At 28.3% G+C, this 15,311-nt stretch carries 11 protein-coding genes; 6 read left to right on the top strand and 5 right to left on the bottom strand.

All coding sequences use genetic code 11. The features are described 5' to 3' along the window. The first annotated feature begins 23 nt into the window (after window positions 1–23). The 5 genes from KI686_RS05875 (at window position 24) to KI686_RS05895 (ending at window position 5,155) form a co-directional block, all read left to right on the top strand. Window positions 24–461 carry a DUF6265 family protein gene (locus tag KI686_RS05875; RefSeq protein WP_237588342.1) on the top strand — a complete coding sequence of 146 codons (438 nt, stop codon included), beginning with the start codon at window positions 24–26 and terminating at the stop codon, window positions 459–461. An 18-nt stretch (window positions 462–479) separates the two neighbouring features. Then, window positions 480–2,276: a serine hydrolase gene (locus tag KI686_RS05880; RefSeq protein ID WP_237588343.1), complete on the top strand. Its 1,797-nt coding sequence runs from the start codon at window positions 480–482 to the stop codon at window positions 2,274–2,276. Window positions 2,277–2,307: 31 nt separating this feature from the next. Then, window positions 2,308–3,276, top strand: coding sequence for an FAD-dependent oxidoreductase (locus tag KI686_RS05885; RefSeq protein ID WP_237588344.1), 969 nt, complete (start codon window positions 2,308–2,310; stop codon window positions 3,274–3,276). Window positions 3,277–3,367: 91 nt separating this feature from the next. Beyond that, window positions 3,368–4,342, top strand: a complete 975-nt coding sequence (locus KI686_RS05890; RefSeq protein WP_237588345.1) for an MBL fold metallo-hydrolase — start codon at window positions 3,368–3,370, stop codon at window positions 4,340–4,342. Between the two features lie 234 nt (window positions 4,343–4,576). Next, window positions 4,577–5,155 (top strand): hypothetical protein, encoded by a 579-nt coding sequence (locus KI686_RS05895; RefSeq protein ID WP_237588346.1) that lies wholly within the window; start codon window positions 4,577–4,579, stop codon window positions 5,153–5,155. Window positions 5,156–5,230: 75 nt separating this feature from the next. On the opposite strand, the gene KI686_RS05900 is transcribed toward KI686_RS05895, so the two are convergent. The 4 genes from KI686_RS05900 to KI686_RS05915 all read right to left on the bottom strand — a co-directional run bounded on the left by KI686_RS05900 (window position 5,231) and on the right by KI686_RS05915 (window position 12,647). Then, a complete protein-coding gene (locus KI686_RS05900) occupies window positions 5,231–7,780 on the bottom strand; it encodes an adenosylcobalamin-dependent ribonucleoside-diphosphate reductase (RefSeq protein ID WP_237588347.1) in 2,550 nt (849 codons plus the stop codon). A gap of 231 nt (window positions 7,781–8,011) precedes the next feature. Continuing rightward, complete coding sequence (locus KI686_RS05905; protein WP_237588348.1) at window positions 8,012–9,166, bottom strand: FAD synthase family protein; 1,155 nt, start codon at window positions 9,164–9,166, stop codon at window positions 8,012–8,014. A 16-nt stretch (window positions 9,167–9,182) separates the two neighbouring features. Continuing rightward, window positions 9,183–10,361 (bottom strand): AIR synthase related protein, encoded by a 1,179-nt coding sequence (locus tag KI686_RS05910; RefSeq protein ID WP_237588349.1) that lies wholly within the window; start codon window positions 10,359–10,361, stop codon window positions 9,183–9,185. Window positions 10,362–10,463: 102 nt separating this feature from the next. Further along, window positions 10,464–12,647 carry a glutamine synthetase III family protein gene (locus KI686_RS05915; RefSeq protein WP_237588350.1) on the bottom strand — a complete coding sequence of 728 codons (2,184 nt, stop codon included), beginning with the start codon at window positions 12,645–12,647 and terminating at the stop codon, window positions 10,464–10,466. 166 nt (window positions 12,648–12,813) lie between these two features. Here KI686_RS05915 and KI686_RS05920 point away from each other — a divergent pair, with 166 nt between their 5' ends. After that, window positions 12,814–13,836, top strand: a complete 1,023-nt coding sequence (locus KI686_RS05920) for a glutamine synthetase beta-grasp domain-containing protein (RefSeq protein WP_237588351.1) — start codon at window positions 12,814–12,816, stop codon at window positions 13,834–13,836. 243 nt (window positions 13,837–14,079) lie between these two features. Here KI686_RS05920 and KI686_RS05925 read toward each other — a convergent pair whose 3' ends face one another. Then, a complete protein-coding gene (locus KI686_RS05925; protein ID WP_237588352.1) occupies window positions 14,080–15,030 on the bottom strand; it encodes a calcium/sodium antiporter in 951 nt (316 codons plus the stop codon). Window positions 15,031–15,311 lie beyond the last annotated feature (281 nt).

Below are 15,311 nucleotides of genomic sequence, written 5' to 3' on the forward strand. Positions count from 1 at the left end.
TTTGAACAAAGCCTATCTTTTTTATGAAATTAGTATTATTAATCTTTTGTTCTTTTTTAATTATATCTTGTAGTAATAAAAAAGAAAATATTAAACAACCAGATTTTTTAACAGGAAATTGGATCCGTACAAATGATAAAGACAGCGTTAAAACCTACGAAATTTGGCAAAAAAACTTAACAGGTATAGGTTTTTCTTTAAAAGGAAAAGATACTATTTTCTTCGAAAAAATGGATATTGTAAACATTAAAGACACTTTGTTTTTAAAAGTTGATGGCCCAAATGAAGAACCAACTTTTTTTAAATTTATAAACCAAACAGATTCTTCTTTTGTATGTGTAAATACTTTAAATGAATTTCCTAAAAAAATTAAATATTATAAAGAAAACAATCAATTAAAAGCTATTATTTCTAATGATGATTTTAAAATTGACTTTGTATTTGAGAAAATTAAACACTAAACAAATCTCCCTCTAAAAATGAAAACGCAAACAAAACTACTGACATTTTTATTTTTTATTATTTCTACCTTTATTTTTAGTCAAAAAAACTTCAATGAAAAACTTTTAGATAAAAAATTAACAGCTTTACAAGAAGTTACAAAAACTGTTGGTTTTTCTGTCGCAATTGTTAAAGAAAATGAAGTTATTTATTCTAAAGGGTTTGGATATAGTAATTTAGAAAAAAAAATAAAAACAGACGAAAACACCTTATTTGCAATAGGTTCTTCTTCTAAAGCATTTACAGTTGCCTTATTAGGAATTATGGAAGAAGAAAAAGGTTTATCTTTTAATGATAGTCCTAAAAAATACATACCAGAATTAAACTTTTACAATAAAGAACTTAACAATGAGGTTACCATTTTAGATATGATTAGCCATAGAACCGGTTTACCTCGTCATGATTTTTCTTGGTATCTATTTCCTATAGAAAATAAAGATAGTTTATTAGCTCGTGTAAAATATCATAAACCTTTTACAGGCATTAGAAAACAATGGTATTACAACAATTTTATGTACTTAGCGCAAGGTATAATTACTGAAAAACTAACCAATAAAAGTTGGGAAGAAAATATTAGAGAACGTTTTTTTAAACCTCTTAATATGTCTAGATCTAACTTAAATATTAAAGAACTACAAAACACAACTAATGTTTCTAAAGGATATGTTTTAGAAAACTTCACTACCAATAAAGTAATTCCTTATTATAATATTGCGGCAATTAGTCCTGCTGGTAGTATAAACAGTAGTGCTAAAGAAATGTCTAATTGGTTAAAAGTTTGGTTAAACGACGGTAAGTTTAATGACAATCAAATTTTACCAAAAAAATACATCCAAAAAGCGATGAATCCGTTAATGTTAGTTGGTAGCGGAATTGCTGATGAAAAATTTCCTGATCAACATTTAAACAGTTATGGTTTTGCTTGGTTTACCTCTTCTTACAAAGGTCATTATCGATTAGAACACGGTGGAAATATTGATGGATTTTCTGCAAATGTTGCCCTATTTCCTACAGACAAAATAGGAATTGTAGTTTTAACAAACCAAGACAGCTCTGCTTTACCAACTTTAGTAAGAAATGCTATTTCTGATGAAGTTTTAGATTTAGAAAAAACAGATTGGAAAACATACTACGAAGAAAAAATAGACAAACTAAAACAATCTCAGAAAAAAGCAAAAGAAAATGAAAAATCTAGTATCATTTTAAATACAAAACCTTCTCATAGCTTAATTGAATACGCTGGTAAATACAATCATCCTGGTTATGGAGATTTTAAAATAAAATTACAAAACGATTCTTTATTTGCACATTTCACTATAAAAAAAATGTATTTAAGTCATAAACATTATGATGTTTTTATACCTTATATAATTGAAGATAATAAATTAGATACTATTTCTGATTTAGGAATTTATTTCAATTTTCAAACAAACAATTTAGGTGATATTTCTTCTACTAAGTTAAAATTAGAACCAACTTTAGATGACATTATTTTTAAAAGAACTCCAGAAGAAGTTGATATCACAAAAGAAATTCTAAATAAATATGTTGGTCTTTATTCTCTTTCTGGCACAGAGTTAAAAATCTTTTTAAAAGAAGAAAATTTAATGCTTTTTGTTCCTGGTCAACCAGAATACACTTTAACACCTATAAAAGAAAATGAATTTATGATAAAAGGTTTAACAGGGTATAAAGCAAGATTTGAAGTAAATAAAAGCACTTTAAATTTAGTATTAATTCAACCAAACGGAACGTTTACTGCCATAAAAAAATAAGTCTACAAAAAAGCGGATTAGATCTATAAACATGAAATCAGTTACAGTTGTTGGTTGTGGTATTATTGGTTTAACTACAGCAATACTTTTGCAAGAAAGTAATTTTAAAGTTACTATAGTTGCTAAAGAGCGTTTTGATAAAACACTTTCTAATAAAGTTGGTGCTATATGGTTTCCTTTTGAAATTGAACCTAAAGAAAAAGCCAATTATTGGGCAACAATTGCTTACAAACAATATCAGCAAGAAGTTAATAAAGAAAATGGAGTATCATTTATTCCTTTTATAACAGCATATAATGAAAAAAGTAACACGGATTGGGTTAAATTACTCCCGAAAAAAGCTGTTAGAAAAGCAAAAGGTTCAGAATTACCAACAGGAATTGATAATGCTTATATTTCTGAGGTTCCTTTAGCTGAACCTCTTGTGTATCTGCCTTATTTATTTAATATTTTTATTAAAAATGGAGGTAATTTTATAGAGCAAGATATCCAAAATTTACAAGAGTTATCTTCTTTAGATAAATGGGTTATTAATTGTACTGGTTTAGGTGCAAAAAAAATATGTAAAGACAAGCATTTACATCCTATGCGAGGTCAAATTTTGCGTTGTAAGAAAACAAATATTTCTTCTTTTGCCGATTCTACTAAAAAAGGCGCTTTAAGTTATATTATCAATCGAACTACAGATTGTGTTATAGGTGGAACAGATTATGAGAATGATTGGAACCAAAATATAGAAAAATCTGACACGAATTTAATTTTAAACAGAATAAAAAAGGCAGGATTAAAAGACAAATCACCTGAAATATTAGAAGAAATTGTAGGTTTAAGACCTAAAAGAAATGCTGTTCGTTTTGAGTTTGATAAAAATTTTTCCAATGTTTTTCATAATTATGGTCATGGCGGAGCTGGTTTTACTGTAGCTTGGGGTTGTGCTACAGAACTTAGTAAAATATTTATAAAAATTACTGACAACAAAAACAACATCTCTTCTTTATAAACTAAGAGTTAATTTATACAAATTACATGTAAAACATTAATTTCGTATTTTTTAAATACTACATCAAAAATTTAATATCAATTTAAATTACATGAATAAATATTACATCTTCTTTTTAATGATTTTTACACTTTCTTGCGTTAAAGAAAAATCAACAGAAAAAATTACCTCTAAAAAACCCCAACAAAAACAAAGCATAAAAAATACTTCTCTTATTCTTTTAGGAACAATACAAGATGCTGGTTCTCCACAAATTGGTTGCGAAAAAGATTGCTGTAAAGATCTTTTTAAAAACCCAGATTATAAAAGACAAGTTATTTCTTTAGGATTAATTGATAAGCAAAACAATAAAACTTATTTATTTGATGCTACACCAGATATTAAGACGCAAATGAAAATGCTCTCTAAATACAACAATGAAATAAACAAAGAATTAACTGACGGAATTTTCTTAACACATGCACATATTGGCCATTATGCTGGTTTAATGTATTTAGGCAAAGAATCTATAAACTCTAAAAATGTTACTGTTTACGCAATGCCTAAAATGAAAACATTTATTTCTAATAACGGACCTTGGAGCCAATTGGTTAAAAGTGAAAACATAAATTTGAGCGAAATTAAGAATGAAGAAACAATTCAATTATCAAATAAAATTAACGTAACTCCTATTTTAGTACCACACAGAGATGAATATTCTGAAACTGTTGGTTACAGAATTAAAGGACCAAATAAAAGTGCTTTATTTATTCCGGATATTGATAAATGGGAAAAATGGAATAAAAATATTATTGATGAAATTAAAAAAGTAGACTATGCTTTTTTAGATGCTACTTTTTATAGTGGTAAAGAAATTGATAGTAGAGATATTAGTCAAATTCCACATCCTTTTATTATTGAGAGTTTAGAAAAGTTTAAAGATTTAAGTAAAGAGGAAAAGAGTAAAATTATTTTCATTCATTTTAACCATACAAATCCTGTTATAAACCCAAATAGTAAAGAGAGTAAAACTATAATTGAACAAGGTTACAAAATAGGTAGATTTGAAGATATTTTTGAATTGTAAAAAAAGAAAAAATTATTAATAAGAAACATTAAAATAAATTTCAACAAATTATCTCAATAAAGTTTATCTAATTAAGAATAATTACATATTTGATTTAATTTTTAATTTAAAGTTATTATAGGATATATATTTTTATTGTTTTTAAAACATTAACTTCGCTATTATATGATATCATTATAACAGTTAAACACGTGTATATCATTAAAATTGCAAGTAATTTTTAAAAAAAATATTATGAAAAAAATTAAAATTTTTAGTGTCTTAACACTTCTAGTAATTTCTAACACTTTTGCACAAACAGACTGTTCTGATTTGGAACTTAAAAATGAAAAACTTAACTCTGAATTAGCACAAAAAAAGCAGTTAATATCTCTACAAGTTAATGATATCAAAAAATTAAATTCAGAAATACAATATTATAAAGAGAGCTTAAATTTACTAAATACCAAAAATCAAAAAGAAAGTAATAATATTATTTATAGAATTAATTCTGTAAAAGGAAAATATGATAATGGCACTATCATTGTTGAAGGTTCAATTGAAAACAAAGGATTTCCAACAAAATTTGTAGCACAAAGTATTGATATTTTTGATCCAAAAGGAAACAAATATAAAGCTTCAAAATTTCAAATAGGAAATAGTAAATTATTATTTGTTGGAAAATTAGAAAGAAATTTACCTACTAAATTTATATTTGAATTTAAAGGAATTTCAGAAGAGATTCCTGTTTTAAAAGCACTTATTTTCAATCATTATGAACATACTAAAATGAGTTCTGTAACTTTTAACAACTTAAGTGTTAATTGGGAGTAGAGTAATAAATTAAACTACTTAAAAACCTCTAAATACAATAAGTATTTAGAGGTTTTTTAAGTATAAAATAAAAAATTAACCACATTTAGAAGAGCCACATTCTTGGCAAGTTAAACACCCTTCTTGATAAATTAAATCTGTAGAATTACAATTATCACAAGTTTGTCCTTTCGCTTTTGTACCATCTTCAACATATCGTTTTAATGCTCTTTGCACTCCATTTTTCCATGTATTAATAGATTCTGAATCTAATTGTAAACTTTGTATTAAATCGATAACCTTATTAATTGGCATTCCATGACGCATTGTTCCTGAAATTAGTTTCGCGTAATTCCAAAACTCTGGATTAAATTTATAAGATAATCCTTCTATTGTTGTTTTATAACCACGTTTATTTTTGTACTGAAAATCATAACGTCTTTCTCCTAAATTATTTCTATTTTTTATTATTGCTCCTTTTTCTACCCAACGCGGAATTAAAATACCATCTTCATCATCTGCTAATCCTGTAAAAATTTCATATGGTTTTCCTTCAAACAAACCAACAAAAGCAATCCATTTTTCTTTCTGATTTTGAAAACGAACTACATCTGCTTCTAATATAGATGGACGCTTTTTAGGAAAATTAAAACCTAACGTTTTTTCTTCCGCTTTATCATCCGAAGAAATTAAAACTCCAGAACGAGATCCATCTCTGTAAACCGTTACTCCTTTACAACCAACTTGCCATGCTTTTAAATATAATTCTCCAACTAAATCTTCGGTTACATTATTCGGTAAGTTTACAGTTACGCTGATAGAGTGATCTACCCATTTTTGAATTGCACCTTGCATAGTAACTTTACTTAGCCAATCTATATCATTAGATGTTGCTTTATAATAAGGAGACTTTTTTACCAATTCATCAATTTCTTTCTGAGAAAAATTTTTATTTGTATCAATTCCATTAACGTCCATCCATTGTTTAAAACGATAATGAAAAACAACATATTCTTCCCAAGAATCTCCAACCTCATCTACAAAATCTACACGAACTCCTTTATCATTAGGGTTTACTTTTTTTCTACGTTTGTAAACTGGCATAAAAACAGGTTCAATTCCAGATGAAGTCTGTGTCATTAAACTTGTAGTACCCGTAGGAGCAATAGTTAATAAAGCTATATTTCTGCGTCCATATTCTAACATCTCATAATACAACTTACTATTAGCCTCTTTTAGTCTTAATATAAACGGATTGTTCTTTTCTCTATCTGCATCAAAAATAGAAAACGCACCTCTTTCTTTTGCTAATTTTACAGAAGCTCTGTAAGTTTCCATAGCTAAAGTTTTATGCACCTCTGTAGAAAATTTATTACCATCTGCACTTCCGTAACGTATATTTAAAGCTGCTAACATATCTCCTTCTGCAGTAATACCTATTCCTGTTCTTCTACCTTCGTAAGCTTTTTGTCTAATATTTAACCATAAATTTTTCTCTGTAGATTTTACATTATCTTCTTCTGGATCTGCATCTATTTTTGCTAAAATTGTATCAATCTTCTCTAATTCTAAATCTATAATATCATCCATCATTCTTTGAGCTATTACAATATGCTTTTTAAATAATTTAAAATTGAACACGGCTTTGTTTGTAAAAGGTTGTTCTACATAAGAGAATAAATTTATCGCTAATAATCTACAAGAATCATATGGACATAAAGGGATTTCTCCACAAGGATTTGTGGACACTGTTTTGTAACCTAAATCTGCATAACAATCTGGTATAGATTCATTAATGATTGTATCCCAAAATAGAATTCCTGGTTCTGCAGATTTCCATGCATTATGTACTATTTTTTTCCAAATAGCGCTTGCATCTACTTCTTTTGTATATAGCGGATTTTTACTAAATGTGGGATATTTTTGTGTGTATTTCTCATTTTTGATAACAGCTTCCATAAAAGCATCATCAATTTTAACGGAAACATTTGCACCTGTTACTTTACCTTGTTCTAATTTTGCATCAATAAAATCTTCTGCATCAGGATGATTTACAGAAACCGACAACATTAACGCACCTCTTCTTCCATCTTGCGCAACTTCTCTTGTTGAATTTGAATAGCGTTCCATAAAAGGTACAATACCTGTTGATGTTAATGCAGAGTTTTTTACAGGGGAACCTTTAGGGCGAATGTGCGATAAATCATGCCCAACTCCTCCTCTACGTTTCATTAATTGTACTTGTTCTTGGTCTATTTTCATAATTCCTCCATAAGAATCAGATTCTCCATTGTTACCAATTACAAAACAATTAGATAAAGAACCTACTTGATAAGGATTTCCTATACCTGCCATAGGGCTTCCTTGAGGAATAATGTATTTAAAACCTTTAATTACATCAAAAATTTCGGTTTCAGTCAAAGGATTTTTATACCTCTTTTCTATTCTTGCAATTTCTTTTGCAATTCTTTTATGCATATCATCTGGTGAGCTTTCATAAAAATTTCCTTCAGAATCTTTAAGTGCATATTTATTTAGCCAAACAGTAGCAGCTAATTCATCGTTTTTAAAATAGTTTAATGAGTCTTTAAGAGCTTTTTCTCTTGTTAAGGTTACTTTTGCAGGTAGTATTTTATTAGAATTCATTGTAATTTATATAGGTAATTAAATTAAATAAGGATTCTAAAGTTCTTTAAAAATAGAAGTTTAAAAGATGATAAATGTCATTAAAATTTCACAAACCAAAACTAAAACACTAAAAAACAATTAATTATAATTTTATCAACAAAAAAAAGTTAACAAATAATAAGATTATAAAACAAAAAAAGAGACTAGTATTTACAACACTAGTCTCTTAATATTTTTTAAAAAATTGAATTACAACTGAGCTTCTTTTCTTCTAATTCTAATTTTCATTGTACCTTCAATTGGCTCTTCTGAAACAAGTATTAAATAACCTGCACCACCTGCTCCTGCTAATTTCCATGCAGATGCTTTATTACTATATTTTAAGATTTCCTTTTCAATTTTTTCATTTACCATTTTAGGAAACATCTTAATTTGAGCTTTAAAAGATTTTAAAAATCCTTTAGAAAAGCTATCAAAATCTTTCTCTTTAATGGCATCCCAAACTTCTTCTGCAGCTGTAGTTAATTCTTTAACATTTTCTGTATTAATATAAGTTTCAGTTAATAAATCTAAACCTTTTTCTCTTGGCCATAAAGTAACCATACTTATATGCTTTTCTAACCAATTAAGTGTATCTTCATCGTGTACAGATTCAAATTTTTCTGGCCAATAAGCATTATTATAATAATGTCTAACCAAACCTGGCATACAAATACCTATTGCATCTTGTGCTCCTGAAATTATTTCGGAACCAGGTGTATTTTCAAACTTAAATAAAATTTCGGCTAATTTTTCTGGCTTGTCTATTGGTAAATAATATGGCCAAATTTTCTTTGCGGCATTTCTTGTAGATGTAGACATACCACATCTTTCATTATACTCAAAAATTGGTTCTAAAGATAATGTAATTGCCCAACCTGGATTAAATTTGGAAACATACGGTTGATCTATCCAAGTACCTGCCAAGTCTATTCTATAAGGTAAAGAACAATTGTCTCCAGAACGAATTGCTGTTGTAGATCTTTCTGGTAAATCTGCATCTGGTATTCTGTTTAAAACATGTAATTCTATACCTAATTCTTTACATAAAGTTTCTTTTTCTGATGTGTAACCGTCTTCATTTACAATAAAATAATCTGGTTTTAACTTTATTAGATCTTCTTTAAAATCTAAAATTCCAGAACCTGAGTTTACAAAAGATTTTTTGACATACTTTATGGCATTAATCATATAAATTCTTTCTCTTTCAGAATTTATAGTTTTTCTCCCTTTTAAATCATCTACTGTTGCATCAGAACCAATACCTACATATAAGTCTCCATAAGAAGCTGCTTGCTTAAAAAAAGCAACATGACCACTATGTAACATATCAAAACATCCCGAAACAAATACTTTCTTTGCCATTTATTATTTTTTTTAGTTAATACTCAAATATACCAAATTCACTTTTAATAGTTAACTTCTTTTTTTCTGATACATCTACTCTACCTATAATTTTGGCATTTACATTAAATGATTTAGAAATTTTAATAATATCTTCTGCAATATCAGAAGAAACATACATTTCCATTCTATGACCACAATTAAATACTTGATACATTTCTTTCCAATCTGTTTTAGATTGCTCTTGTATTAATTTAAATAATGGTGGAATTGGAAACATATTGTCTTTTACAATATGTAAATTATCTATAAAATGTAAAATTTTTGTTTGTGCTCCACCAGAACAATGAATCATTCCATGTACTTTATCTGAAGAAAATTTAGACAAGATTTCTTTTATAATTGGTGCATAAGTTCTTGTTGGCGATAAAACTAATTTTCCAGCATCAATTGGTGAATTTTCTACCTCATCGGTTAATTTTGTATTTCCAGAATATACTAAATCACTTGGTACAGCATCATCAAAACTTTCTGGATATTTGTCTGCTAAATATTTATGAAAAACATCATGTCTTGCAGAAGTTAATCCGTTAGATCCCATTCCTCCATTGTACTCTGTTTCATAAGTTGCTTGCCCAAAAGATTCTAAACCAACAATTACATCACCGGCTTTTATGTTTGCATTATCAATAACATCGCTTCTTTTCATTCTTGCTGTTACTGTAGAATCTACAATAATTGTACGCACTAAATCTCCAACGTCTGCTGTTTCTCCTCCTGTTGAATGAATCGTAACACCAAAACCTTTTAAATCTTCAATTAATTCTTCTGTTCCGTTAATAATTGCTGATAAAACTTCTCCTGGAATTTTACTTTTATTACGACCGATTGTAGAGGATAACATAATATTATCTGTTGCACCAACACACAATAAATCATCAATATTCATAATTAATGCGTCTTGTGCAATACCTTTCCATACAGAAATATCTCCTGTCTCTTTCCAATACATATATGCTAAAGAAGATTTTGTTCCCGCTCCGTCTGCATGCATTATTAGGCAATAATCATCATCATTGGTTAAATAATCTGGAACAATTTTACAAAATGCTTTTGGAAACAAACCTTTGTCTATATTTTTTATTGCATTGTGTACATCTTCTTTTGATGCAGAAACACCTCTTTGCGCGTATCTTTTAGAAACTTCTTGACTCATATTCTTATTATGTTGTGTGTTGCAAATTTAACCTTTTGATTAAAAAAACCATTCAAAAACAAAATGAATTTAGTTTAAAAAAATGCAATAAAATTTTTATTTCTATTTTGTAAAAAACAATTCTCTGTATTTAGTTAGTGGCCATAAATTATCATCTACCAATGCTTCTAATTGATCGCAGTGATGCCTTATTTTAATTAAAAATGGTTTTACTTTATTACTACAGTGTTCTGCTAGTTTTAAACCAGAATATTTTTCTGATTTTATTTTTTCTGTTTCCATCTTAACAACTAGAGCATTAATTTGTGTAATATGATTAGAAATAATCATTATCAATTCTAATTGTTCTTTAGCTATATTTTTATATTCATCACTAAAAATTTCTTTTAAATTTTTAGTGTTTTCTAATAATGTATTTTGATAAATAATAGCCGTTGGTACAACTTGATTTCTTGCAATATCTACCAAAACACCTGCTTCTATTAATACCTTTTTTGCATAAGATTCTAAATCAATTTCATAACGAGCTTCTAATTCTACTTTACTCATTACGTCCATTTTCTCAAACAAAGAAATTGCCTTATTTGAAATTTTTTCTTTTAAAGCTTCTGGTGTTGTTTTAAAGTTACTTAACCCTCTTTTTACTGCTTCTTTTTGCCAAGAATCGCAATAACTATCACCTTCAAAACGAATAGTTTTAGAGTCTTTTATATATTCTCTAAGAATATTAAAAATAGCTTCGTCTTTTTTTAGGCCCTTTTTATCTATTAACTCATCAACTTCAATTTTAAACTCTTTTAATTGTTTTGCCACAATGGTGTTTAAAACTGTCATTGGTATTGCACAATTTGTTAAAGAACCTACAGCTCTAAATTCAAATTTATTTCCCGTAAAGGCAAAAGGTGATGTTCTATTTCTATCTGTATTATCTAGTAAAATTTCTGGAATTTTACCAATAATATTCAATTTTAAATCTGTTTTTTCTTGAGGTGATAATTTACCTTTTGTTACATTTTCTAACTCATCTAAAACTGCAGATAATTGATTTCCTACAAATACAGACATAATTGTTGATGGAGCTTCATTTGCTCCTAACCTATACTCATTACTTGCTGTTGCAATAGAAGCACTTAAAATTTCTTCGTAATCGCATACTGCTTTAATGGTATTTATAAAAAAAGTAAGAAACTGCAAGTTTTTCATTGGTGTTTTACCAGGACTCAATAAGTTAACACCTTTACTTGTAGATAAAGACCAGTTATTGTGCTTACCAGATCCATTAATACCAGAAAATGGTTTTTCATGAAGTAATACTTTAAACTTATGTCTTCTAGACACTTTTTGCATTACATCCATTAATAAAGAATTATGATCTACTGCTAAATTTGCTTCTTCAAAAATTGGAGCTACTTCAAATTGATTTGGAGCTACCTCATTATGCCTTGTTTTTACAGGAATCCCTAACAACATACATTCTTGCTCTAAATCTTGCATAAAACTCATTGCCCTTGCAGGGATTGTTCCAAAATAATGATCATCTAATTGTTGCCCCTTTGCAGGCAAACTTCCTAACAAAGTTCTTCCTGTTAGTTGTAAATCTGGTCTTGCTAAAATTAAAGCATCATCAATTAAAAAAAATTCTTGCTCCCAACCAAGCGTTGCTATTACTTTATTGGCATTTTTATCAAAATATTTACAAACAGCCGTTGCATATGTATCTATTGCTTGCAAAGCTCTTAACAAAGGAGTTTTATTATCTAAAGCTTCACCTGTATAAGCAACAAAAATTGTTGGAATACAAAGTGTTGTTTCGTAAATAAAAGCTGGTGAAGTTGGATCCCAAGCAGTATAACCTCTTGCTTCAAAAGTATTCCTTATTCCACCATTAGGAAAACTAGATGCATCTGGTTCTTGTTGTACCAATTGTTCTCCATCAAACTTTTCCATTGCCAAACTACCATTTATAGACTCAAAGAAAGCATCATGTTTTTCTGCCGTTGCACCTGTTAAAGGTTGAAACCAATGTGTGTAATGTGTGGCTCCTTTAGAAATAGCCCAATCTTTCATACTTACAGCAACTTGGTCTGCAATTTTTCTATCTATTTTAGTACCTAAATCTATGGCATTCATTACACTTTCATAAGCAGAACGTGTAAGGTACTGTTGCATAGCATGTTTATTAAATACATTCTGTCCGAAAAGAGTGGATCTTTTATCCTTTTGAATCACTTTTATTGGTTTTCTATTAAGTGTTTCTTGTAGTAAACTAAATCTAATCCTTGACATATTAGTAATATTTTCTTTTTTTTTTTAATTTTAAACAAATATACCCTTTCAAAATTAGGGATAAAATTATTTTTTAAGATTTTTAAACATTTAACCCCTCAATTTTTTGATATCTTCATAAAAAAATCCATTTTTGTAAAAGAAACATCACATAAACAATAATATTATGGCAAAAATTAAATTAGAATACATTTGGTTAGATGGATATTATCCTACTCAAAACTTGAGAAGTAAAACCAAAGTAGAAGAGCATGAAGACTTTAAAGGGACTATTGAAGAATTAGGAATGTGGTCTTTTGATGGTTCATCTACTAAACAAGCATCAGGAGGTTCTTCTGACTGTTTATTAAAACCTGTTGCAATCTACCCAGACCCTGCAAGAATTAATGGTTACTTAGTAATGACAGAAGTTTTAAACGCAGATGGTACTCCTCACGTTTCTAATGGTAGAGCTACTATTGATGATGATGATAATGATTTCTGGTTTGGTTTTGAACAAGAATACTTTATTATGGACAAAACTACTCAGTTACCTTTAGGTTTCCCTGTTGGTGGTTATCCTGCTCCACAAGGTATGTACTACTGTTCTGTAGGTGGTAAAAATACTCATGGTAGAGCTTTAGTTGAAGAGCATGCTGACTTATGTATTGATGCTGGTTTAAACTTTGAAGGTATTAACCAAGAGGTTGCTTCTGGACAATGGGAATTTCAATTATTTGCAAAAGGAGCTAAAAAAGCCGGAGATGAAATTTGGGTTGCTCGTTACTTATTAGACAGATTAACTGAAAAATATGGTTACTACATTGATTATCACCCAAAACCATTAGGTAAAGATATGGACTGGAATGGTTCTGGTATGCATGCAAACTTCTCTAACTCTGTTTTAAGAACTTGTGGTTCTGAAGAGACTTATGGAAAAATTTGTGAAGCTTTTAGACCTGTAGTAGATGAGCACATTGCTGTTTATGGTGAGTTTAACGACCAACGTTTAACTGGTTTACATGAAACTGCTGCTATTACTGATTTCTCTTGGGGAGTTTCTGATAGAGGTGCATCTATCCGTATTCCTATTATTGCAGTAGAAAAAGGTTGGAAAGGTTGGTTAGAAGATAGAAGACCAGCTTCTAACGGAGATCCTTATAAAATTGCTGGTAGAATTATTAAAACTGTTAAATCAGCAAACATATAATTTTACACAATTATTAATAAAATTAAAAAACACTTACATTATTGTAAGTGTTTTTTTTGTGAATTATTATTTTCGGATTAGTCTTATCAGAATAGAAATTACAGAACACAACATTCTTATTATCCTATAATATTTCAACAATAAGCATTTTAATAAAATTCTAACTAAATTTTAATTAAAAATAATACTTTACAGAAAAAGGAAGTAAACTTTTAAAGAAATACATTCAGTGAAGTCAATTTGTTAAATGGTTGTTTTAAAAACTAAATAAATAAAAGCACCATAAGCTAAAAATAGAAACAAACCTTTTAATCTATTTAACTCATATTTTTTAGGGATGAAAACTAACGGTATTAAAATTGCCGCAAAACCAAGCATCCAAAAAATATCTCTTGATAATATTTGAGGTTCTGTTACAGGTATTTCTTTAATTATAGCCGTAACACCTAAAACTGAAGCAATATTAAAAACATTAGAACCTATTAAATTACCCAAAGAAATAGCTTTTTCTCCCTTTATTGCTGCAATTACAGAGGCTGCAAGTTCTGGTACACTTGTACCGATTGCAATCATAGTAATAGATATTACACCTTCACTAACCCCCATGTTTTGGGCAATATCTTTTGCTCCATTAACCAAAAACTCTGAACCAAAATAAAGAGCAACACCCCCAATTATTAACCAAAAAAATATTTTTGCATAACCAACTTCAGCAAGAGCATCATCTAACTCTTCTACATTAACTTCTTCTTTTTTTGCGCTTTTTATCAATACCAATAAAAAAACAATTAAACCAATAAAAAGTATTATTCCTTCTAATTGCGTTAATAAGTTATCGTTTTTTAAAAAATAATATAATACTACAGAAAAAAGCATCATTACAGGCCAATTTAGCTTATAAAAATCTTTACTTACAGCTATGGGACCAATTATTGCAGTAACTCCTAAAACTAAACCTATATTAGCTATATTAGAACCTATAACATTATTTATTGCTATTGCCGGCGAACCATCTATTGCTGCTTGTAAACTAACTAACAATTCTGGTGCAGAAGTAGCAAAAGATACAACTGTCATACCAATAACCATTTTTGATATGTTAAATTTAAAAGACAGTCCTATAGAAGATCTAACTAAAAACTCTCCACCAACAACAAGCAGTGTTAAACCAATAATAACGTAAAAAAAACTCATGTATTTTATTTTTTGACGAAGATACATTTTTATCACACTAAGAAAAAAATAAAAATAAAAAGGCTTTAAATATGCTTAAAAGTAACAGAAATTCCTTTAGTTAAGAAAACTAAACAAAAACTAGTCTTAACATCCTTACATTTTTAAATAAAAAACAAGTATTTAAATTATAAAAATAAACTTAAATATAGTAAAATAGCTTACATATTAAAACTAAAAACATTTTTTATATAGTAAATTGAAAATCATTTTGATTAATAAGTTATTAAGTATTATCGGCG

Origin of the sequence: Polaribacter sargassicola (assembly GCF_021991835.1) — a bacterium.
Taxonomy (GTDB): domain Bacteria; phylum Bacteroidota; class Bacteroidia; order Flavobacteriales; family Flavobacteriaceae; genus Polaribacter; species Polaribacter sargassicola.